The sequence below is a fragment of the Mangrovibacter phragmitis genome, assembly GCF_001655675.1.
GTDB lineage: Bacteria > Pseudomonadota > Gammaproteobacteria > Enterobacterales > Enterobacteriaceae > Mangrovibacter > Mangrovibacter phragmitis.
Window position 1 is genome coordinate 108,606 of record NZ_LYRP01000033.1, and the last position, 23,014, is coordinate 131,619.

Annotated in this window: 20 protein-coding genes; 9 read left to right on the forward strand and 11 right to left on the reverse strand. The window is 49.7% G+C overall.

Going from position 1 to position 23,014, the window contains the following annotated elements:
• The first annotated feature begins 16 nt into the window (after window positions 1-16).
• The 4 genes from phoR (at window position 17) to malZ (ending at window position 6,564) form a co-directional block, all read left to right on the forward strand.
• Window positions 17-1,327: a phosphate regulon sensor histidine kinase PhoR gene (gene phoR / locus A9B99_RS16090; protein ID WP_064599214.1), complete on the forward strand. Its 1,311-nt coding sequence runs from the start codon at window positions 17-19 to the stop codon at window positions 1,325-1,327.
• A 481-nt stretch (window positions 1,328-1,808) separates the two neighbouring features.
• On the forward strand, window positions 1,809-3,128 hold the full coding sequence (brnQ, locus tag A9B99_RS16095) for a branched-chain amino acid transporter carrier protein BrnQ (protein ID WP_064599215.1): 1,320 nt from the start codon (window positions 1,809-1,811) through the stop codon (window positions 3,126-3,128).
• A gap of 69 nt (window positions 3,129-3,197) precedes the next feature.
• Window positions 3,198-4,583: a proline-specific permease ProY gene (gene proY / locus A9B99_RS16100; protein ID WP_064599222.1), complete on the forward strand. Its 1,386-nt coding sequence runs from the start codon at window positions 3,198-3,200 to the stop codon at window positions 4,581-4,583.
• Window positions 4,584-4,746: 163 nt separating this feature from the next.
• Window positions 4,747-6,564, forward strand: coding sequence for a maltodextrin glucosidase (gene malZ / locus A9B99_RS16105; RefSeq protein WP_064599227.1), 1,818 nt, complete (start codon window positions 4,747-4,749; stop codon window positions 6,562-6,564).
• Window positions 6,565-6,619: 55 nt separating this feature from the next.
• On the opposite strand, the gene A9B99_RS16110 is transcribed toward malZ, so the two are convergent.
• The gene (locus A9B99_RS16110; RefSeq protein WP_064599228.1) at window positions 6,620-7,510 is read right to left on the reverse strand and encodes a LysR family transcriptional regulator; all 891 of its coding nucleotides are present in this window, start codon (window positions 7,508-7,510) and stop codon (window positions 6,620-6,622) included.
• A 92-nt stretch (window positions 7,511-7,602) separates the two neighbouring features.
• Here A9B99_RS16110 and A9B99_RS16115 point away from each other — a divergent pair, with 92 nt between their 5' ends.
• The gene (locus A9B99_RS16115; protein ID WP_064599230.1) at window positions 7,603-8,103 is read left to right on the forward strand and encodes a lactoylglutathione lyase family protein; all 501 of its coding nucleotides are present in this window, start codon (window positions 7,603-7,605) and stop codon (window positions 8,101-8,103) included.
• 86 nt (window positions 8,104-8,189) lie between these two features.
• Here A9B99_RS16115 and yajL read toward each other — a convergent pair whose 3' ends face one another.
• The gene (gene yajL, locus A9B99_RS16120; RefSeq protein WP_064599232.1) at window positions 8,190-8,780 is read right to left on the reverse strand and encodes a protein deglycase YajL; all 591 of its coding nucleotides are present in this window, start codon (window positions 8,778-8,780) and stop codon (window positions 8,190-8,192) included.
• Window positions 8,740-9,654: a 2-dehydropantoate 2-reductase gene (gene panE, locus A9B99_RS16125; RefSeq protein ID WP_064599234.1), complete on the reverse strand. Its 915-nt coding sequence runs from the start codon at window positions 9,652-9,654 to the stop codon at window positions 8,740-8,742. Before panE ends, yajL begins: the two co-directional genes overlap by 41 nt.
• A gap of 306 nt (window positions 9,655-9,960) precedes the next feature.
• On the opposite strand from panE, the gene A9B99_RS16130 reads away from it, so the two are divergent.
• The gene (locus A9B99_RS16130; protein ID WP_064599236.1) at window positions 9,961-10,452 is read left to right on the forward strand and encodes a YajQ family cyclic di-GMP-binding protein; all 492 of its coding nucleotides are present in this window, start codon (window positions 9,961-9,963) and stop codon (window positions 10,450-10,452) included.
• A gap of 49 nt (window positions 10,453-10,501) precedes the next feature.
• On the opposite strand, the gene A9B99_RS16135 is transcribed toward A9B99_RS16130, so the two are convergent.
• The 8 genes from A9B99_RS16135 to A9B99_RS16170 all read right to left on the reverse strand — a co-directional run bounded on the left by A9B99_RS16135 (window position 10,502) and on the right by A9B99_RS16170 (window position 19,597).
• Window positions 10,502-11,866: an MFS transporter gene (locus tag A9B99_RS16135; RefSeq protein WP_064599239.1), complete on the reverse strand. Its 1,365-nt coding sequence runs from the start codon at window positions 11,864-11,866 to the stop codon at window positions 10,502-10,504.
• Between the two features lie 340 nt (window positions 11,867-12,206).
• The gene (gene cyoE, locus A9B99_RS16140; RefSeq protein WP_064599241.1) at window positions 12,207-13,094 is read right to left on the reverse strand and encodes a heme o synthase; all 888 of its coding nucleotides are present in this window, start codon (window positions 13,092-13,094) and stop codon (window positions 12,207-12,209) included.
• Window positions 13,095-13,105: 11 nt separating this feature from the next.
• Window positions 13,106-13,435: a cytochrome o ubiquinol oxidase subunit IV gene (locus A9B99_RS16145; RefSeq protein ID WP_064599243.1), complete on the reverse strand. Its 330-nt coding sequence runs from the start codon at window positions 13,433-13,435 to the stop codon at window positions 13,106-13,108.
• The gene (locus A9B99_RS16150) at window positions 13,435-14,043 is read right to left on the reverse strand and encodes a cytochrome o ubiquinol oxidase subunit III (protein ID WP_064599245.1); all 609 of its coding nucleotides are present in this window, start codon (window positions 14,041-14,043) and stop codon (window positions 13,435-13,437) included. Before A9B99_RS16150 ends, A9B99_RS16145 begins: the two co-directional genes overlap by 1 nt.
• Window positions 14,033-16,024 carry a cytochrome o ubiquinol oxidase subunit I gene (gene cyoB / locus A9B99_RS16155; protein ID WP_064599248.1) on the reverse strand — a complete coding sequence of 664 codons (1,992 nt, stop codon included), beginning with the start codon at window positions 16,022-16,024 and terminating at the stop codon, window positions 14,033-14,035. Before cyoB ends, A9B99_RS16150 begins: the two co-directional genes overlap by 11 nt.
• A gap of 5 nt (window positions 16,025-16,029) precedes the next feature.
• On the reverse strand, window positions 16,030-16,989 hold the full coding sequence (cyoA, locus tag A9B99_RS16160) for a cytochrome o ubiquinol oxidase subunit II (protein ID WP_064599250.1): 960 nt from the start codon (window positions 16,987-16,989) through the stop codon (window positions 16,030-16,032).
• Between the two features lie 498 nt (window positions 16,990-17,487).
• Window positions 17,488-18,963, reverse strand: coding sequence for a muropeptide MFS transporter AmpG (gene ampG, locus A9B99_RS16165; protein WP_064599252.1), 1,476 nt, complete (start codon window positions 18,961-18,963; stop codon window positions 17,488-17,490).
• Between the two features lie 55 nt (window positions 18,964-19,018).
• The gene (locus A9B99_RS16170; RefSeq protein ID WP_064599254.1) at window positions 19,019-19,597 is read right to left on the reverse strand and encodes a lipoprotein; all 579 of its coding nucleotides are present in this window, start codon (window positions 19,595-19,597) and stop codon (window positions 19,019-19,021) included.
• 301 nt (window positions 19,598-19,898) lie between these two features.
• On the opposite strand from A9B99_RS16170, the gene bolA reads away from it, so the two are divergent.
• The 3 genes from bolA (at window position 19,899) to clpP (ending at window position 22,942) form a co-directional block, all read left to right on the forward strand.
• Window positions 19,899-20,213, forward strand: a complete 315-nt coding sequence (gene bolA / locus A9B99_RS16175; protein ID WP_064599256.1) for a transcriptional regulator BolA — start codon at window positions 19,899-19,901, stop codon at window positions 20,211-20,213.
• Window positions 20,214-20,728: 515 nt separating this feature from the next.
• Window positions 20,729-22,027: a trigger factor gene (tig, locus tag A9B99_RS16180; RefSeq protein WP_064599257.1), complete on the forward strand. Its 1,299-nt coding sequence runs from the start codon at window positions 20,729-20,731 to the stop codon at window positions 22,025-22,027.
• A gap of 291 nt (window positions 22,028-22,318) precedes the next feature.
• Window positions 22,319-22,942 (forward strand): ATP-dependent Clp endopeptidase proteolytic subunit ClpP, encoded by a 624-nt coding sequence (gene clpP, locus A9B99_RS16185; protein ID WP_064599259.1) that lies wholly within the window; start codon window positions 22,319-22,321, stop codon window positions 22,940-22,942.
• Window positions 22,943-23,014: the final 72 nt, after the last annotated feature.

Here is a 23,014-nt window from a genome sequence, read left to right on the forward strand (position 1 = left end):
GGATGGAGTATGACCCGTGCTTGAACGGTTGTCATGGCGAAGGCTGGTACTTGAACTGGCGCTGTGTTGCATACCTGCTTTATTGCTGGGGGCGTTCTTTGGTTATCTCCCCTGGTTTTTACTGGCGAGTGTGACAGGCCTGCTTGTCTGGCATTTTTGGAATCTGTTACGTCTTTCCTGGTGGCTATGGGTTGATCGCAGTATGACGCCACCAACAGGCTCCGGGAGTTGGGAGCCGCTGATGTATGGTATTCACCAGATGCAGATGCGCAATAAAAAGCGGCGCAAAGAGCTGGGTAACCTGATCAAGCGGTTTCGTAGTGGGGCGGAGTCATTACCAGATGCACTGGTAATGATGACAGAAGTAGGTGCCATATTTTGGTGTAATGGCCTAGCTATTCAGTTGCTTAACTTACGCTGGCCGGATGATAACGGGCAAAATATTGTTAATTTGCTGCGCTACCCGGAATTTAACCAGTACATCAAAAAACGCGATTTTGCGCGTCCTTTCAATCAGGTGTTGAACAATGGCCGCCATCTTGAATTTCGTATCATGCCTTATACCGACGGCCAGTGGCTGATGGTGGTGCGTGATGTGACTCAGATGCATCAACTTGAGGGTGCACGGCGTAACTTTTTTGCCAATGTCAGCCACGAATTGCGTACACCACTGACAGTGCTGCAGGGCTATCTCGAGATGATGCAGGACCAGCCACTGGAAGGCGTGGTGCGGGAAAAAGCATTGATTACGATGCGTGAACAAACCTCCCGCATGGAAGGTCTGGTACGCCAGTTGCTGACGTTATCTCGTATTGAAGCGGCGCCAGCGCTGAGTCTTACTGATAAAATTGATGTTCCTCTGATGTTGCGTCTGGTGGAGCGTGAAGCGCAAACCTTGAGCCAGGGGCGTCACCAGATAAGTTTTATGGTTGACCCGGCGTTACAGGTTTATGGCAGTGAAGAGCAGCTTCGTAGCGCTATGTCTAACCTGGTCTATAACGCAGTGAACCATACTCCGGAAGGGACACATATTCAGGTTAAATGGGAAAAAGTGGCTCATGGCGCGCGTTTCTCTGTGCAGGATAATGGGCCGGGGATCTCTCCTGAGCACCTGCCACGCCTGACAGAGCGTTTTTACCGGGTAGATAAAGCACGCTCTCGCCAGACCGGAGGCAGTGGTCTTGGCCTGGCAATAGTCAAACATGCGCTTACCCATCATGATGCCCGTCTGAGCATTGAGAGTGTACCAGGCAAAGGAAGCTGTTTTTCTTTTGAATTACCAGAGCGTTTGCTGGTGAGTGACAAGGTGCTGGCAGCCCAGGCCTGATTTAACTGTAAACATAACTTTCCTGCAGGCCATACTTATGGCCTGTTTTCTTTTGTCTCGCAGAATGAATGAAACAAATGCATCGTGATGGCGACTTTTTGTTCGAACTATAAGCGGTTCTTATGACGATAAAATAGCGATAATGTCTGCTTATTGGTTTGATTGCGGAATAAGCCGCTTGTTTTCGGATCGCTTCTTGCCTTTAAACGCTATAAGCGTTTTAATTGCGCCCCTGTTTGTGCATGAATGCACCAGGATTGCGTTATTAACCGGAAAACTATTCTTAATTATGGTTAATCATGAGCATATCCCGCTGTGCGTGCTGTGTTGTTGGCCATCCACATATTCTGTCTGTGGCCGCTATTCAGCATAGTCATACCCGTTACTGGTTTTCGGGGCATTCAGCGTAGTGTGTTTTCTGTCATTCAGGTTTTTCGTTTCTGCAAACAACATAACCACATCCACAGGCTACAAGTACGATATGACCCGTCAATTAACATCCCGTGACATCATCGCTTTAGGTTTTATGACCTTTGCGTTGTTTGTTGGCGCAGGGAACATTATTTTCCCTCCCATGGTCGGTTTACAGGCAGGCCCACATGTTTGGGTTGCCGCCGCTGGTTTTCTTATTACGGCAGTAGGTTTGCCAGTTCTCACTGTTATCTCGCTGGCAAAAGTCGGTGGCGGTATTGATAACCTCAGCTCCCCCATTGGCCGCCATGCAGGCCTGGTGCTGGCAACCATCTGTTATCTGGCTGTTGGGCCATTTTTTGCCACCCCCCGCACAGCAACCGTGTCATTTGAAGTAGGGATCGCTCCGCTGGCAGGCGATGGTCCCACCCCTTTACTGATTTACAGCCTGATTTATTTTGCGCTGGTGATTGGGATTTCCCTCTACCCAGGGAAGTTGCTTGATACCGTAGGCCATTTTCTGGCTCCCGTAAAAATTGGCGCATTAATTATTTTGGGTGGCGCTGCGATTTTCTGGCCTGCAGGTGGTTTGAGTGACGCAACAGAGGCATATCAGAATGCAGCGTTTTCTAATGGCTTCGTCAATGGCTACCTGACGATGGATACCCTGGGCGCTCTGGTGTTCGGTATTGTCATTGTGAATGCCGCGCGTTCCCGCGGTGTGACTGAATCACGCCTGTTAACCCGTTATACGATTTGGGCTGGTCTGATCGCTGGTGTGGGTTTGACGCTGTTGTACCTGTGCCTGTTCCGCCTGGGCTCTGACAGCAGCTCCCTGGTGCCCCAGTCTGCTAATGGTGCGGCCATTCTCCATGCTTATGTGCAACATACATTTGGTATCTATGGCAGTTTGTTACTGGCAATACTCATTTTTGTTGCCTGCATGGTAACGGCTGTAGGGTTGACCTGTGCCTGTGCTGAATTCTTTGCCCAGTATTTGCCAGTTTCATACCGCACTCTGGTGTTTATCCTTGGTCTGTTCTCCATGGTGGTATCCAACCTGGGGCTGACTCACCTGATTAAAATTTCAGTACCAGTGCTCACGGCTATCTACCCGCCTTGTATTGTGCTGGTCGTATTGAGTTTCACCCGCCCATGGTGGAGTAACCCGACGCGTATTATTGCGCCAGGCATGTTAATCAGCCTGCTCTTTGGGTTAATTGATGGTGTGAAGGCTTCACCTTTCAGCGCTATTCTGCCTGCATGGTCAACCCATTTGCCACTGGCGGAAGAAGGGCTGGCCTGGTTGATGCCAACGCTTGTGATGCTGCTTATTTCGGTTGTGTGGGATAAAGTCGCAGGTGGTGAAGTGGCATCCACCGCACACTAAACAGAATTATTTGTTTAACCACGGGGTTCTGCTCCGTGGTTTTTTATTTTGTCAGATGGTAAGAGAAACATGGAAAACGCGAACAAACTCAAACGTGGTCTGAGTACGCGTCACATCCGCTTTATGGCGCTGGGCTCGGCAATTGGTACCGGCCTGTTTTACGGCTCCGCGGATGCGATAAAAATGGCAGGCCCCAGTGTATTGCTGGCATACATTATTGGCGGTGTCGCCGCTTATATCATAATGCGTGCTTTGGGGGAAATGTCGGTACACAACCCTTCTGCAAGTTCGTTTTCGCGTTATGCCCAGGAAAATCTCGGTCCTTTAGCAGGGTATATTACTGGCTGGACCTACTGTTTTGAAATACTGATTGTCGCCATTGCGGATGTAACCGCATTCGGTATTTATATGGGCGTCTGGTTCCCGGCTGTCCCGCACTGGATCTGGGTGTTGAGTGTGGTGCTGATTATTTGCGCCATCAACCTGATGAGTGTCAAAGTGTTTGGGGAACTGGAGTTCTGGTTCTCATTCTTTAAAGTTGCCACGATTATCATCATGATTGTTGCCGGAGTCGGGATTATCCTGTGGGGCATCGGCAATGGCGGAGAACCAACCGGAGTACACAACCTGTGGAGTCATGGCGGGTTCTTCAGTAATGGCTGGCTGGGGATGATTATGTCGTTGCAAATGGTGATGTTTGCTTATGGCGGGATTGAAATCATCGGTATTACAGCAGGTGAAGCCAAAGACCCTGAGAAATCTATTCCGCGTGCTATTAACTCAGTCCCGCTGCGTATTCTGGTGTTCTATGTGGGGACGCTGTTTGTCATTATGTCCATCTACCCGTGGAATTTAGTGGGTACAGATGGCAGCCCGTTTGTTCTGACATTCCAGCATATGGGGATTACCTTTGCGGCCAGCATCCTGAACTTTGTGGTGCTGACTGCGTCACTGTCTGCCATCAATAGCGATGTTTTTGGCGTGGGGCGCATGCTGCACGGGATGGCGGAGCAGGGCAGTGCGCCTAAAATCTTCGCGAAAACATCGCGTAAAGGCATTCCCTGGGTAACGGTTATAGTGATGACCGGGGCATTGCTGGTTGCGGTGTACCTCAACTACATCATGCCGGAAAATGTGTTTCTGGTGATTGCTTCCCTTGCCACGTTCGCCACTGTATGGGTGTGGATTATGATTTTGCTGTCTCAAATAGCTTTCCGCCGCCGTTTACCCGCCAGTGAAGTTGCCGCGCTGAAGTTTAAAGTACCGGGTGGTGTAATCACTACAGTGGTTGGGCTGGTGTTCCTGGTCTTTATTATTGGTTTGATTGGTTACCATCCTGAAACCCGCATTTCGCTTTATGTCGGTATCGTCTGGATTGTTTTACTGCTGGCTGGCTGGGTGATTAAATGCCGTGCGGATAACCGCAAAGCTGTGCTTGTATCAGATAACGACTAGCTTTTTTGCTCCGGGGAGGCGTCTGGTTTCTCCCCGGGGTGAGTCTGTTTCTCTTTCCGTTTTCTCCTCCCCCGTTATCCTCCCCGAATAAAGTCGCTAATGGTGAGTTTCCTGTGTAACGATTATGGCAAGGTGGCGCAATTCCAGAGAGGGGAGAGCGATTATGTTAACAGCCTGGCACCTGCCAGTTACGCCGTTTGTCACGATTCATGATAACCATTTGGTCGTGACTTTGTGGCTCGCTGGTAATGATTTACCGCAGCGTGTTGTTATCCGTTATGAAGAAGATAACGAAGAGCTGATGATGCCGATGAAGCGGCAGAGTACGGCTCCTGCCAGGGGCGTGGTAGCCTGGCGCGGGCGAATCAGCCTTGCTCAGGGACAACCACGCCGCCGCTACAGCTTTAAACTGTTATGGGCCGACCGCCAGCAATGGTTTTCGCCACGGGGAATGGGTGCATTCCCGCCGCCGCGGCTGGAAACTTTCGCAGTTGATTACCCTGATACAGGGCCCGGCTGGGTCGCAGACCAGGTGTTTTACCAAATATTTCCCGACCGTTTTGCCCGTAGTCACCAGCGTAAGCCCGAGGCAGACCACTCTTACTGGCACCATTCAGCCGGGACTGAAACCCGGCATAAGGCCTGGCATGAACCTCTGACACACGAAGCGGGAGGATCGACATTTTATGGCGGAGATTTGGATGGCATCACTGAAAAACTGCCTTACTTGCAGAAGCTTGGAGTAACAGCCCTGTATCTTAACCCGGTGTTCACGGCCCCCAGCGTGCATAAATACGATACCCAGAATTACCGCGAGGTGGATATGGCGTTCGGTGGCAATGATGCCTTATTGCGTTTACGGCAACAAACCAGGAACAAGGGAATGCGCCTGATTCTGGATGGTGTCTTTAACCACACCGGAGATACTCACCCCTGGTTTGACCGTTACCAGCAACATTCGCAGGGAGCCTGCCACCATGCGGATTCCCCCTGGCGTGAGTGGTATCATTTTGATGAATCAGGTCAGGCGCTGAACTGGCTGGGTTACAGCAGCCTGCCCAAGCTTGATTATGGGTGTGCTGGTGTAGTGGATGAAATCTACCGGGGTGAGAACAGCGTGGTGCGCCACTGGCTACAGCCACCCTGGAATATGGATGGCTGGCGGCTGGATGTCGTACAAATGTTGGGTGAGGCGGGAGGAGCTAAAAATAACCAGCAACATATTGCTGGTATCACTCAGGCTTCCTGCGAGGTAAACCCTGAGGCATTTGTGTTTGGTGAGCACTTTGGCGATGCCCGTCAGTGGTTGCATAACGATGCTGAACACAGCGCGATGAATTACCGTGGGTTCAGCTTCCCGGTTTGGGGGTTTCTGGCTAACACGGATATTTCGTACGACCCTAATCATATTGACGCTGAAACCTGTGCAGCCTGGCTTGAGGATTACCGGGCCGGGTTATCTCACCAACAGCAGTTACGCATGTTTAACCAACTCGACAGCCACGACACAGCGCGGTTTAAAACACTGCTGGGGAAAGATGTTGCCCACCTGCCACTGGCCGTTATCTGGTTGTTTTGCTGGCCTGGCGTTCCCTGTATTTATTATGGCGATGAAGTGGGGCTCGATGGCGGCAACGACCCTATGTGTCGTAAACCCTTCCCGTGGGATAAAGCACAGCAGGACCTGGCGCTGTTAAGTCTGTACCGGCGTATTGCAACGATACGCCGAAAAAGTAAGGCTCTGCGCCATGGTGGCTGCCAGGTGGTTTTTGCGGCCGGTGACGTGCTGGTGTTTGTCCGTGTGTGGCAAAAGGAGCGAGTGCTGGTTGCCCTGAATCGTGGGGAGAAAACCACTTGTACGCTGCCTTTCTCTGCCTTGCTGGCAGAGAAAAGCTGGCATTGCCTTGAAGGAAGTGGCGTTATTGATGGCATGGCACTGGCTTTACCGGGAGTATCAGCCACTGTCTGGCAGGGTAAATAAATCAGTCAGGCCGGCTTGTTGCTTCAGGTGTGCGGAACCCAAACAGCGTGGCGTTTTATGCAGGCGTTGCCCGTGGTGTTTCACAACTGGTACGTAATACGCTCAAGGCTCGTTGTGCCCGGCGCGAGAGTGGCCATTCGGCCCGGTAGATTAACCACAGTGGGTTAACCACTTCCGGGCCCAGTTCCAACGCCTGAATTGCCTCCTGGCGCGCAAATGCCATGCGGGCAAAACGTGGTAATACAGTAAAGCCCATGCCCCGGGCGACAGGTTCAAGTATCAGGCCTATTTGGTTAATAAACCCGTTTTCTGGCAGGCTGGACACACCCGGGTTAGCCGGAAACCAGCGGCTGAGTAAACGGGTTGCCATTACATTCCCATCCGGGTGGTTAATAAAACCGAGGTTTTCAAGGTCAGGCCAGGTGTGCACACTGGCTCCTGCCGGGGCAATCAACTCCAGATATTCGTTAGCGAAGAACTCGGCATTCAGGCTGGGATGGTCGGGTTTTAACGGCACAATACCCAGTTCGAAATGGTTATTCAGTACCGCATCCAGCACTTCTTTATCCGGTGCAAAACGGTAACGAACTGTCAGATCCGGGCATTGCTGTTGTAAGTCAAGTAACAACGGATACAGCGATAATCCAATACTGCCAGGGCTTATCACACTGATTTCCCCCTGGTCATCATCCCGGGCGGCAAGGCTCGCGTTCAGGCGTTTTTCAGCACCACATATTTCGTCGTAAAAGCGCAACAGTACATGGCCTGCTGGCGTTAATTCAACATGCCGGGAGTGGCGAATGATCAGTTGGCCATACTCGGCCTCCAGTTGTTTAACGTGTTGGCTGACAGCCGACTGTGTCAGTAACAGGCTGTCAGCCGCCCGGGTGAAGTTTCCCCGTTTTGCCAGTGCAGCAAATGAACGTAACCATTGTGGATTAACCATTACGAACTCTTATAGAAACCATTAGTTGTTGGTGGTTCTTATTATAGTTTTGAGAGCGTAGGCTTGTGGAATACAAATTGAGGAGAATTGATATGAACCAAACTTATCCACGCGCCTTTTCGCATATCGGGTTGTCGGTGACCGACCTGGACGCCGCCGTGAAGTTTTACACCGAAGTGATGGGGTGGTACCTGATTATGCAACCCACCACAATCACGGAAGATGACAGCGCTATTGGCGTAATGTGCAGCGATGTCTTTGGTGCCGGCTGGTCCTCTTTCCGTATCGCTCATCTCTCTACCGGTGACCGGGTTGGTGTTGAAATCTTTGAATTTAACGCTGCAGAAAAGCCGGAAAATAACTTTGAATACTGGAAAACGGGTGTATTCCATTTCTGCGTGCAGGACCCGGATGTGGAAGGGCTGGCCGCTAAAATCGTTGCTGCTGGTGGTAAACAGCGCATGCCTGTGCGTGAGTATTACCCGGGTGAGAAACCATACCGTATGGTGTATATGGAAGATCCCTTCGGCAATATTATTGAAATATATAGCCACAGCTATGAGCTGACCTATTCAGCCGGGGCTTACCAGTAAGTAACAGGACAATGACTTAAGGGGAAAATGCAACAGGTACCTGACAAACTGGCTGTTAAATACCAGTTCTCAGGTGCCTGATGCCATCAATTCTGGTAGTTATAAATCCCGGCGGCCAGAACCAGCTGGCTGGCAACTTCACGGGCTTTTTCCGGCCCTTGTAATAAATCAATAATCTTCAGGGCAAAATCTATTGCAGTGCCCGGCCCCTGGCTGGTGAGTAAATTTACGCGCGGATCCCATACCACGCGCTTTTCCTGCCATTGTTCTTCAGGGATCCGGTCTTTCAGACCGGGAAAACCCGTCATGTTTGCGATGGGGAAAATCTCATGAGGAACCAGTACTGTGCCTGCGGCAGCGCAGATAGCCGCAACAATGCGCCCGGACAGGTGAAACTGGCGTACTGTTTCCACTAATAACGGGCTGTCGCGGAAACATTCTGCCCCAGCAAGACCTCCCGGCAGGACAATAACATCATAGGGATTGTCTGCTACCGTAACCAGCGGCGCATCGGCCAGTAATTTTACACCCCGGGAACAGGTAATAACTAAATCACCATCCGTAGCGACACTCGCGGTAGTGACCGCAACGCCACCACGCACCAGCAGGTCAATAGTAGTGACAGCTTCGGTTTCTTCAGTTCCAGGAGCCAGGCATATCAGTGCCGAGGCGCTCATAATCGTTCTCCTTACGTTTGATTTGTTCATAAAGTTGGCTGTTTTGCGGCAGAGAAAGGCCGTGAGCTCGCCCGCGTTGCAGCAGGTAGCCGGTGATATAATCAATCTCTGTATGGCGCTGAATACGGACATCCTGCAGCATGGAGGAGATATTTTCGGCAGTATTGTCGATAACCTGGTTTACATAACTTACCAGGTTTTCCTGCGAAATATGCAACCCTTCGCGCTCCATAACCAGAGCCACTTCGCTGCAAATAGCATTGATATGCTCAGGGAAGGCTTTCAAACCGCCATTAGGGCAGTCATACAACGCAGTCAGTGGGTTGATTACGCAATTGACGGTAAGTTTCCGCCAGCAGGCTGCCCGAATAGTGTCATGCCATGCGACATCTGGTAAAACTGCCTGCAGGACATCGGCCATTTCACTCCAGGCTTCCCCTTGTTTATTGCCGGGGCCAATATGTGTGGTGCCGCTGGCGACATGAATCACCTGGTTGCCTTCCCGACGGGCAGCATGCGTGGTGACACCCATTAATAAAGGGTTTTGTAACTGTCTTAGCTCTTCCTGCGTACCCATGCCATTATGAATAAGCAGAATAGGGCAGGTTGGTCGCAAATGCGATGCCAGGCTTTTGACCGCGTTGGAGACTTGCCATGCTTTAAGCGTTACCAACAGGAGATCGCACTGAGCAAGCTGGCTGAGGGAATTTGCCTGAACACGGTGCTGAACTTTGCTTCCATCCAGGTTAACCAGGTTGAATACGAAAGTGTCTTGTGGCACACGCAGCCACCCCTGAACCTGATGCCCCTGGGATAATAAAGCCGACAGCCAAACCTGACCTAACGCGCCACACCCCAGTACAGTAATGTTCATTTCCCCTCCTGGCAGGTTTTCTCGTCATACATCATGTCGCCCTTTATGGCCGCATGAACACCGGATCCTGACAGGTTTATCCTGTATCAAGAACAGTTCAAAGCACATGATATGATTATATACCTGAAAATGTTCATGTTGCAGCGAATCGCTATGTCTCACCATCCCCTGTTGGTATGCTTTTGCTGGTAAAAGCGTCTGTCAGTGGTAATAAGGGCATTGTCCAGCGGCTTAGTACTGCCTGTGGGTTGTTTTGTGCGTTTCACTGGGTATCATGCTGGCAACAGAAGAAAGGGGAGAAGAATCATGCCGTCATTCGATATTGTTTCAGAAGTGGAAGTTCAGGAAGTACGCAATGCGGTGGAAAACGCCACCCGCGAACTGGCAACGCGCTTTGACTTTCGTAACGTAACAGCCAGTTTTGAATTCAATGACAAAAATAACACCATCAAAGTTGAGAGTGAGTCTGATTTTCAGGTGAGCCAGTTGGTAGATATTTTACGCGCCAAACTGCTTAAACGCGGTATTGAAGGCAGCTCACTCGAAGTGCCAGAAACTATTGAGCACAGCGGTAAAACCTGGAGTGTTGAGGCCAGCCTGAAGCAGGGGATTGACACGGCGCTGGCAAAAAAAATCGTTAAATTGATTAAAGACAGTAAGCTGAAAGTCCAGGCACAGATTCAGGGTGAACAAGTAAGGGTTACTGGAAAATCTCGTGATGACTTACAGTCAGTTATGGCGCTGGTGCGTGGTGGCAATCTTGGGCAACCATTCCAGTTCAATAACTTCCGTGACTGATAACCCAGTGGGCTGTGCTGTATCACAGCCCACTTAAATTAACCTGGCATCAGGCGCTTTTCACCAGTGATTCAATTTCCACCCGGTTAGTGACTTTGCTGTCAATCTTCACATAGGCACTGCGCTCTTCACTGACTATCAGTGCGTCTTTCACACCTTCTTTCGCCAGCAGTCGCGCTTTCAGTACATCGTCATCAATCGCGTAGTCTGGTAGTTCAATACGCAGGCTACTGACGTAAGGCGGTTCTTTCATTGTGGTGCTGAGTAATAACCACAATACAGCCACTAACGCGCCCCCCAGAAAGACGGTTTGTGAATCAAAGTGCCCGTCCAGCCAGCCACCTAACGTGCCGCCCAGCGCAACTCCCAGAAACTGGCTGGTGGAGTAAACGCCCATCGCAGTGCCTTTGTAACCAGCAGGCGACTCTTTACTGATAAGTGATGGCAGAATGGCCTCCATCAGGTTAAAGGCGAGGAAAAACAACTGCACCCCGATAACCCGTTCCCAGAACCCTTCACCCGCACCCCATAATACGATTTCGGCAACCACCAGGGTTGCCACACAACCCACGAAGACACGCTTCATTTTACGCTTCACTTCGGCATAGATGATAAAGGGTACTACGCCGATGAAAGCGATAAGCATGGTTCCAAGGTAGAGTTTCCAGTGCTGGGAAGCGGGGAAACCAACGGATTCCAGCTCGCCAGGCAGGGCGACAAACGTGGACATCAGCAAAATATGCAGGCACATAATGCCGGCATTAAGTTTTAGCAGGCTGGGATTAGCCAGCACCTGTTTAAAACACCCGCGCACCATACCTGATTCGCGGTTCAGTACGTGGTCTTTGCTGCCAGGCACAACCAGTAAGGTAATAAGAATCCCCAGGCTTGCCAGCAGGGCAATCATCCAGAACAGGCCATTGAGGCCTATCCGGTGGGTTACAATCGGCCCGGCAACCATGGCAATAGCGAAAGTAATGCCAAAGCTGACACCAATAAACGCCATGGCTTTGGTGCGGTTTTGTTCCCGTGTCAGGTCAGACAGTAAGGCCATTACCGCGGCGGCAATCGCACCTGAACCTTGTAATGCACGGCCCAGAATGACGCCCCAAATGGAGTGTGTGGTGGCGGCAATAACACTGCCGACGACAAAGATAGCCAACCCACCAACAATTAACGGTTTACGGCCAATGCGGTCTGAAAGCAATCCAAAAGGAATTTGAAACACGGCCTGAGCCAGACCATAAATACCGATAGCAAGACCTATCAGCGCTTCATTAGCACCTTGCAGAGCCATACCCCATGTTGTCAAAACCGGCAATACCATAAACATGCCCAGCATACGCAGGGAAAATACTGTACCCAGCCCCCAGGTTGCCCGCAATTCAAGCGGTGTCATTTTGTTATCGTTCATTGTTACCTCTGAAGAAAAGCCGGGCATAGTGTAGAGCGGGGTGTCCGGTGGGGTAAATGCCAGCTTGTTTAGCAAATATTACAAAGATGATCACGTAAGGTGTGGCTGATGCTGCAAATGATACGAGTAATATGAATAAAAAAAGGTGCCAGGGGCACCTTCAGATTGTAGAAAAAGAAGGAAAAAGCGTGGTTTTTCCTTCTTTTTAGTTAGCAGCCGAAAATCAATAAATTGATTTTCCTGGTTTTTTATTGGGTGACATCCTCTCGTTCTGTGCGGACATGAGGTTTGTCATCAGACTCAAGGTGCCAGGGGCACCTTTTGTGTTGAAGCTGGAAAATTACCAGACATAAGTCAGCAGGCTGTGGGAGTCCGGAACCATAAAGTCCACCGACATCATCACGCTGAGTGAGGTAATTGCGACAATGGAAAACACAAACAGTTTGCGCGCCCAGACTTTGTCGTTTTCGGTTTTATAACCTGATAACGCCATCCCAAGCCACCACACACTGACTGCCGCGGCAACCACCAGATATTTGTACCCGGCATAACCACCTAAAGAGAGCATTAACGTTGCCACCATAAACGCAATGATATACAGCGTAATATGGTTTTTTGCGACGGAAATGCCTTTTACTACAGGCAACACCGGAATGTTTGCTGCCTGGTAATCTTTAAAGCGGAAAATCGCAATGGCATAAGAGTGCGGCATTTGCCACAGGCTGAAAATAGCCAGCAGGATAAATGCACCAGTGTCAAACTCGTTAGTCACAGCACAGTAACCGATAACTGGTGGAGCCGCGCCAGACAGGCTGCCAATCAAGGTTCCGTAAACTGAATGGCGTTTCATATACAGGCTGTAAATGCCTACATAGACAACGAATCCCATTACCGCCAGCCACATAGCCAGCGGATTAGCGCCAAAGAACAGCATCATGAAGCCAGCAATACCCAGCAAACTGCCGTAAACCAACGCCACTTCCGGAGAAATGAGGCCTGTGACCATTACGCGATTTTTAGTGCGTTCCATCTTAGGGTCGATGTCACGGTCAATCACGTTGTTGAACACACAACCTGAGGCAACCACCAGGCTTACACCCAGCAGCGTAAAGCCAAACAAGGGATAATCAATATTCCCTTTTGCGGCCAGTAAAAAGCCTCCGATCACGGATATCAAGTTCCCGAAAATAATGCCGGGCTTGGTAACTTGCAGGTATTGCTTAATCATTTTAGCCGCTCTTAGTCCAGCATCATGTTGTGGTTAAGGTTCCACATAATCCAAATCGAGCCCACCACCAGAATGGCGATAATCAGCACGGTAAAGACAAAGGCAACCAGGTTCCAGCGCTCTTCTGAAGAGGTGTTCATATGCAGGAAGCACACCAGATGAACCAGTAACTGCACCACTGCGGTAACAATGACAACACCAATCAGCGCACCATGAGAGGCCGCGCCGGTCATCACCATCCAGAAGGGGATAACGGTCAGAATAACGGACAGAATAAACCCGGTCAGGTAGGTTCCTACGCTGCCGTGATGAGCGCCGCTGTTATCAGTTGAATGACTCATTACATTGCCCCCATCAGATAGACAACCGAGAATACACAAATCCACACGATATCCAGGAAGTGCCAGAACAGACTCAGGCACATGATACGTGTACGGTTAGCACTGGTCAGCCCACGACGAGAAATGTGGAACATCATGACCGCCATCCAGATTAGGCCAGAGGTGACGTGCAGACCATGAGTACCTACCAGCGTGAAGAACGCGGATAAGAAGCCACTGCGCTGCGGGCCAAAGCCTTCGGCAATCAGGTGGTGGAATTCATAGAGTTCCATCCCGATAAAGCCGGCACCAAACAAGAAGGTCAGCACAAGCCAGGACATAACCTGGCTTTTGTTGCCTTTGTTCATGGCAATGACAGCAAAGCCATAGGTAATAGAACTGAACAACAGCAGGAAAGTTTCAACCAGCACAAACGGCAGTTCGAAAATGTCTTTCCCGGACGGGCCGCCTGCGGTGTTGTTTACCAGCACTGCATAGGTGGCAAACAGGCACGAGAACAGAATGCAGTCGCTCATCAGGTAGATCCAGAAGCCGAACACTTTATTCGGCCCTGCATCGTGGTGCCCATGGTCATGGGCTTTTGAGTGAGTCAGAGTATCAGTTGACATTTTTCAGCCCTGCTTTGTTGAGTTCATCGAAATGCTGTTCTTCCAGTTTTTCGATCTCGGCAACCGGTACGTAGTAATCCACGTCTTCATCGAAGCTCTTCGCAATCCAGGTGACAATCATTCCAGCAAAGCCAACAATTGCCAGCCACCAGATATGCCAGATCATGGCAAAACCAAACACAGTTGCAAATGCTGCGATAACGATGCCCGCACCGCTGTTTCTCGGCATATGAATCTCTTCATAATGCGCAGGTTTTTTGTATGCTTCGCCTTTCTCTTTCAGTTCCCAGAATGCATCACGCTCATGAACGTGTGGCACATGGGCAAAGTTATAGAACGGAGCCGGAGATGAAGTTGACCACTCCAGTGTACGTCCACCCCACGGGTCACCCGTCAGATCGCGGTTTTGCTCACGGTCACGGATAGAAACATAGAACTGAGTCAACTGGCACAGGATACCCATAGCAATCAGTGCAGCACCGCCCGCCGCAACCATCAGCAACGGATGGAATGCCGGGTCGATATGCTGGCTCAGACGGCGGGTCATCCCCATAAAGCCCAGTGCGTACAGCGGCATAAAGGCGACAAAGAAGCCAATAATCCAGAACCAGAAAGCACGTTTACCCCATTTCTCATTCAGGGTAAAACCAAAGGCTTTAGGCCACCAGTAAGTCATACCCGCGAAGCACCCAAATACCACACCACCGATTATAACGTTATGGAAGTGAGCAATCAGGAACAGGCTGTTATGCAGAACGAAGTCAGCACCAGGTACCGCCAGCAGAACCCCGGTCATACCACCAACAGAGAAGGTGACAATAAACCCAATGGTCCACAGCATTGCGGAGTTAAAGGTGATACGTCCCTGATACATGGTGAACAGCCAGTTGAAGATCTTAACCCCTGTCGGGATTGCGATAATCATTGTGGTGATACCAAAGAAGGCGTTCACGTTCGCGCCACTACCCATGGTAAAGAAGTGGTGCAGCCAGACCATAAAGGAAAGCAGGGTGATACACACGGTCGCCCACACCATGGAGGTGTAACCGAACATGCGCTTTTTCGCAAAGGTGGCGGTCACTTCGGAGAAGACCCCGAACACCGGCAGCACCAGAATGTACACTTCCGGGTGGCCCCATGCCCAAATCAGGTTGACGTACATCATCATGTTGCCGCCCATATCATTAGTAAAGAAATGGGTGCCCAGATAACGATCCAGCGTCAACAGCGCGATAGTCGCAGTCAGAATTGGGAAGGAAATGACAATCAGTACGTTGGTGCACAAAGATGCCCAGGTAAAGATAGGCATTTTGAACATATCCATGCCCGGTGCGCGCATTTTCAGGATAGTCACGAAGAAGTTAATCCCGGTAAGCGTGGTACCAATACCGGAGAGCTGCAAGCTCCATATCCAGTAATCGACCCCAACGCCTGGACTATACTCGCTTCCAGATAGTGGCGGATAAGCCAGCCAGCCAGTTTGTGCAAATTCACCTACGCCCAGTGACAGGTTAACCAACACCACACCCACAACAGTGAACCAGAAACTCAGGTTGTTAAGGAATGGGAAGGCGACGTCACGTGCGCCGATTTGCAATGGCACAACCAGGTTCATCAGACCAACAACGAAAGGCATTGCCACGAAGAAGATCATAATTACACCGTGTGCGGTGAAAATCTGATCGTAGTGGTGAGGCGGCAGGAAGCCGGCTTCGCCTGCAGAAGCGAGTGCCTGTTGGCTGCGCATCATGATGGCATCAGCAAAACCACGCAACAGCATGACAATTGCCATAATGATGTACATCACGCCCAGTTTTTTGTGGTCGACGGACGTGAACCACTCTTTCCACAAATAGGTCCACTTACCGAAGTAAGTGATGGCGGCGACTATTGCCAGACCACCGATAATAATGGCTGCGACCGTAACCATGATAATGGGTTCATGGTAAGGGACTGCATCCAGTGAAAGTTTTCCGAACATCGTATTTATTCCTCGGCGCCCTTGTGAGAGGTTTCCGTGTCGCCCATATCCATGCCCTGCATGCCTTCATGATGCATCACTGCACCTTCAGCTTGCGTTGCCATGTGCTTACCGTGGGACATGTACTGATTAACCACATCGGCAAACAAATTAGGTTTCACGCTGGAGAAGTACTCGACACTGTTGTATTCGCTGGGTTGTGCCAGCTTTTTGTATGCTGCCATGTCATCCATTGTCAGCGATGACTGTTTAACTTTGGCAACCCACTGGTCGAAACCGGCTTCGTCAGGCGTCGCAATCGCTTTAAATTTCATCCCGGAGAACCCCTTACCGCTGTAGCTGGCAGAGATACCATCGTAAATACCGGGTTCATCGGCGATCAGGTTCAGTTTGGTTTGCATGCCTGGCATGGTATACAACTGGCTGCCCAAACGTGGAATAAAGAACGAGTTCATCACGTCTTCAGAGGTAAGCTTGAATTCAACAGGGCGATGTGCCGGGAAGGCAATCTCGTTGACTGTCGCAATACCTTGTTCCGGATAGATAAAAAACCATTTCCAGTTCATTGAGATAACCTCAATTTTCAGCGGTTTCTGGTCGCTGGCAATTGGGCGGCTGGGCTCAAGTGAATGGGTGGTTTTCCAGGTCAGTACGGCAAGGAAAAGGATGATAAGAATAGGGATAGTCCAAACGACAGCCTCAATCTTATTTGAGTGCGCCCAATTGGGCGTGTACTTAGCATCCTTGTTTGATGCCCGATATTTCCAGGCAAAGCCAATTGCCATAGCGATGGCAGGAATAACGACAATCAACATCAGCCCGAGGGCTGTCAGTATCAGTGAACGTTGTTCCAGGCCAATCTGTCCTTTAGGGTTGAGAAGTGCCGAGTCACAGCCACTGAGTAATACAGTGGCTGTAACTAATGACAGCATTCCCAGACTTTTATTGTATTTCCTGAGTCTCATTTAACGACCTCAATTCCACGGGATCTGGTGGCGCTTAAAGTGTGCTGGCATTTTACGGGATGGTTACATTACTGTAAACATGATTGGCTTAGTGTCAGCAAGGTGTTACCGGGTTCTGCTGTTCGTGTCACATATGTTGCTGAATATGACAAAAACAGTAAAAGGCGGCTAAGTGGCACCTGTTATAACCTAAACAGATCATGCGCCTGTTGCTGTAAGGGTAAATGGTATAACCAATTAAAAAAATAAACAACTAATTAACATTTAAAAGACAAGTTACAGACATTAAGAAAACTTAATATTAAAGAAAAATTAGCTGAATCGATAAAATGTAAATATAAAAAAAGCGTAGAACATTAATTTATTTCTGTCGATTCAGCACAAATTAGCAATATAGTTTTGTAGGGAATTGGTGCAAAAATAAACATATTTGTTACTTCACGTAATTATATGCTGAAATAATACCAGCCCGTTAATCATTTGAATTGATATTGAGTTTTAAATAAGGGCTGACTTACGCAGTGCCATTGCATCCAGAATGGCCCCCCCACACAACCCGGTAGCCATCAGAATTGCTCCCCATTCAGTGATATGTGCACCAGGTAAGAAAACCAGGTAACCATAAGCCTGGAACCCCAGTAACGCTAATCCGCACAATAACACCAGACAACCCAGTAGCAGCGCTTTAAGGGCAACGGCATACGCGACAGGGAAAAACTCTCGCGGAAGAAACTGTTCGGTTTGTTGTGTGTGTTCGAGTGTCTTCTTGCACACCAGCAGCAGTGCGATGCCAGGTAAAGCAGCAAAAATGGAAAAAAGATAAAACGTTGGCCAGTTGTACAGTTCAACAAACCAGCCCGCCAGTGGGCCGACATAAACGCGACCAACAGCGGAAAGCGCGGAGAGCAGGGCAAATTGTGTGGCCGAGAATGACTTGTTACACAGGCTCATGAGCAGAGCGACAAAAGCAGATGTGCCCATTCCACCACATAAGTTTTCAAAAAAAACTGCAGCACCCATGGTGTAGATATGCTTATCAGTGACAGACAGTAGCCAGTAACCGGCATTAGAAGCACCTTGCAGGATACCGAAAATGAGCAGCGCGCGGAACAAAGTCAGTCTCTGCATCAGTACCCCGCCCAGCAAAGCACCAACAATAGTGGCGAATAAGCCAAGGGTTTTATTCACCAGCCCCACATCACCTGCATCAAACCCCACACCCCGAATCAAAAAAGTAGTGGTCAGGCTCATGGCGAATGCGTCACCCAGCTTGTAGAGCACAATTAACAGCAAAATAAGCCAGGCGTTGTTACGGCCAAAAAAGTCTTTCAGTGGGTGTAAAACAGCTTGCTCAAGCGAACGGGGAACCGGGATGGCATCCAGTGGTTCTGGTGCCAGCAGTGTGGCGATAATGCAAGGAACCAGGAGTGCAGCCATCAACCAGTACATGGCATGCCAGCCGAGCCATTTGTCTGCCAGCCATAGGGCCAGGCCGCCAGATACCAGCATTGCCAGGCGGTAACCCAGCACACTGATAGCCGCGCCAGTACCGCGTTCATCAGCCGGGAGCACATCGGTTTTCCACGCATCAAACACAATATCTTGTGAGGCGGAACAAAAAGCAATTAAGACCGCAAGTGCCGCCATCCAGCGTAACTGGCTCTCTGGGTCCAGAAACCCCATGGCGGCGATACCGAGAACCAGAAAAACCTGGGTAATAACCAGCCAGCCTCGCCTGCGCCCTAAAAATGGGGGAGTATAGCGGTCCATCACGGGGGACCAGAGAAACTTGAATACATAAGCCTGACCGACCAAAGAGAAAAAACCGATGGTCTTAAGATCAATACCTTCAACCGTCATCCAGGCCTGAAGTGTACCTGAGGTGAGTGCGAGTGGCAGTCCTGAAGCAAACCCCAGAATTAACAGAATTGCAGACCGGGGCTGTTGAAATATCCGTAAATATTGCGTGGGCATGGCTTACTCATCAGCCAGTTTGCCGCGGCAAACTGGCTGTAATAGATGATTAGTATTAGCGAGCGTTCTGTTTGATGAACTCATTAATGCTGGTGTCTTGTGACATATCAGAGATGGTGTCGCTCAACACGGAGTTAACTGCATTCGCAATATTCTTGTTGCTGGCCTGCAACGCGCCTTCAACAGAATAGTTGGAACGGTAGGTACGGGTCATCTTATTGCCGTTCTTCGCGGTAGCAATGATAGAGACATCGGCTGAGGTGGCAATTTTATAACGCAGGTTGCCCTGTGAGACATCGGCATACAGCTTGTTGACGATGATTTGCAGGTCAACTGCGCCGTTCGGACCAACCATGTAGCCACGGGCGGTCATTTGTTTTTCCAGCACTTCCTGAAGCAGGAAACGCAGGTCTCGGGAGGCTGTCAGCGTGACAAGCTGGTTATCACGGTTGATTCGAGCCAGCGCATGATCCGGACGTTGGTCTGCGCCATTAATGCTGATGGTGATACCCATCAGGCTGGGATCCTGGGAAGGCAATGTAATTTTCGGGGTAACATCAATGGTGGTGGGCGGCGTGGCGCAGCCTGCGAGGACAAACATCACCATTAACGGGAAAAAGAGTTTTTTTAACATGATTATCTCTCAAGTACCATTTTCTATCCAAAAAAGTCCCCGCCATCATAACATTGCTGGTGACAGGGGGAAGCAGGCAGCAGGGAAAATTGTTTTATCTGCTGCTTCGGCCTTTTTCCCTGTAATAAGGAAGAAAAAACCAGCGGTTCGCGCACCAGAACCCCGGCTATTAGACCTGTTGTCTGCATTCAGAGCAATCAGACTCGAGGGAAAATTTTATTGCCATATGCTTCGCTAACAGGTAAAAGCGGCTAACATTTAAAGGGACGGGCAACCTGTTGTTGTCGGGGGAGAACTTACTATGATGCGCGCACAGATTGAAGCGAAGTTACAGGCGGCGTTTGACCCTGTGTTTATTGATATTATTGATGAAAGTTATCGCCATAATGTGCCTGCAGGCTCAGAAAGTCACTTTAAGGTTGTGCTTGTCAGCGATAAGTTTTCCGCTGAGCGCATGTTAGCGCGCCACCGCCAGGTCTATACAGTGCTGGCCGAAGAACTTGCCGGGCAGGTGCATGCACTGGCATTGCATACTTACTCTGCTTCAGAGTGGGAGAATTTGCAGGACACTGTTTTACCTTCTCCTCCTTGTCGTGGGGCGGGTACACTGGCCTGACAGGGTTGTTGTCAATAATGGCGGTTATCCGGTATGGTGATAATCGGCTATCAGCAAACGGCCTGCAGGCCGTTTGTTTTTGTTGGGTCTTTGCAGCTATTAACAGCGGAACAGGTATTTTCTCTTTGCCTGGGCTCAGTGGCTTGAAATCAATGAATTGATTTTCTTTATTTGCGCAGCCCGATGGCAGACCTGGTTTGTTAACCGGGCTGTTAGCTGTTGTCAGTCAGAACGGCCATAAGGCCGTTTTCTTTTGCCTGTTTACCGGAGGAATTCGGGTAAACAGGTGGATGGATGTCGAGAATGTGAATCGGTGCGGTTATCCGTTAGTTGCGGTTCTCGACTCCCTCAGATGATGCCGCTATAATGCTGCGTCTTAATTTTTGGAATGTATTCGGGATGATTCTGGTGACAGGGAGTGCGTTCTGGATACAGAAACCATCCCGGTTCTGTGAAGCGAAATACATTAGGGCTTCCAGAGTTGACCGAGCACTGTGATTTTTTGAGGTAACAAGATGCAAGTTTCAGTAGAAACCACTCAGGGCCTTGGCCGCCGTGTAACTATCACTATCGCTGCGGATAACATCGAGAATGCGGTGAAGAGCGAGCTGGTCAACGTGGCTAAAAAAGTCCGTATTGACGGCTTCCGTAAAGGAAAAGTACCGATGAATATCGTTGCTCAGCGTTATGGCGCATCAGTGCGTCAGGACGTACTGGGTGACCTGATGAGCCGCAACTTTGTTGATGCTATCATCAAAGAAAAAATTAACCCGGCTGGCGCACCGAACTATGTTCCGGGCGAATACAAACTGGGCGAAGACTTCACTTACTCTGTTGAATTTGAAGTGTACCCGGAAGTCGAATTACAGGGTATTGAAACAATCGAAGTTGAAAAACCGGTTGTTGAAGTGACTGAAGCTGATGTAGACGCCATGCTGGAAACCCTGCGTAAACAGCAGGCTACCTGGAAAGACAAAGATGGTGAAGTGGCCGCTGAAGACCGCGTAACTGTTGATTTCTCTGGTTCTGTTGACGGCGAAGAGTTTGAAGGCGGTAAAGCGTCTGATTTCGTTCTGGCGATGGGCCAGGGCCGTATGATCCCGGGCTTTGAAGAAGCGCTGGTTGGTCATAAAGCGGGTGAAGAGTTCACTATTGATGTGACTTTCCCGGAAGAGTACCACGCTGAAAACCTGAAAGGTAAAGCAGCGAAATTCGCTATCAACCTGAAAAAAGTTGAAGAGCGCGAACTGCCGGAAATGACCCCGGAATTCATCAAACGTTTCGGCGTTGACGATGGTTCTGTCGAAGGTCTGCGTGCTGAAGTGCGTAAAAACATGGAACGCGAACTGAAAGGTGCGGTGCGTAACCGCATTAAGTCTCAGGCAATTGATGGCCTGGTTAAAGCGAATGAAATTGAGGTGCCTGCCGCACTGATCGACAGCGAAATCGATGTACTGCGTCGCCAGGCTGCTCAGCGTTTCGGTGGTAACGAAAAACAAGCGCTGGAACTGCCGCGTGAACTGTTTGAAGAACAAGCTAAACGCCGTGTTGTTGTTGGCCTGCTGTTGGGCGAAGTGATTCGCAGCAACGAGCTGAAAGCTGATGAAGACCGTGTTAAGGCGCTGATCGAAGAAATGGCTTCTGCTTACGAAGATCCGTCTGAAGTGATCGAGTTCTACGGTAAAAACAAAGAGTTGATGGAAAATATGCGTAACGTTGCGCTGGAAGAGCAGGCTGTTGAAACTGTTCTGGCAAAAGCCAAAGTTAGCGACAAAGCTGTTTCCTTCAATGAATTGATGAACCAGCAGGCGTAATACTGCCGGTACCTCTCTGTCAGTATTAAAGCCCGTCTCCGGTTGGTGGCGGGCTTTTTTTTGTCAGTGCGAAACGTGCGTAATCCTGTTTTCAGTGGTAGCGTAACGCTGAAAGATTGTTATGCTTGAAAATAAATGGGGCTGGCCCCATCTCTTGTGGGTAACTGTTGGAATACTGGTTGATAATCCGTCTGTAACAAACCTTTGGGGCGCCGGGCATAGTTATACCTGGTAAGCTCAGGTAAAATCAGTACGACCTGTCAGTTCTAACAACGATAAAGGAGACGGAAAATGTCATACAGTGGCGAAAAAGAACAATTTGCACCCCATATGGCGTTGGTGCCGATGGTTGTGGAACAAACCTCACGCGGTGAACGTTCTTACGATATTTATTCCCGTCTGCTTAAGGAGCGAGTTATCTTCCTGACGGGTCAGGTTGAAGACCACATGGCGAACCTGATTGTGGCGCAGATGTTGTTCCTCGAAGCAGAAAACCCGGAAAAAGACATTTACTTGTATATTAACTCTCCAGGCGGTGTGATTACCGCGGGTATGTCTATTTACGACACCATGAAATTTATTAAACCTGATGTCAGTACCATTTGTATGGGCCAGGCAGCTTCAATGGGCGCATTTTTGCTGACAGCAGGTACTAAGGGTAAGCGTTTCTGCCTGCCAAACTCCAGAGTCATGATCCACCAACCGCTGGGCGGTTATCAGGGGCAGGCAACGGATATCGAAATTCATGCCCGTGAAATCCTGAAAGTTAAAGCGCGGATGAATGAACTAATGGCAGAGCATACAGGCAAACCGCTGGAGGAAATTGAGCGTGATACTGAGCGCGATCGTTTCCTCTCTGCACCAGAAGCGGTAGAGTACGGTTTAGTTGACTCAATATTAACTCACCGTAATTAACGCCCAGGAGTGGCTGAGCCGCTATACTGTAATAAGTTTCTGGTGGCCCAGCCCGTGTAGCCAGCTGCGCCT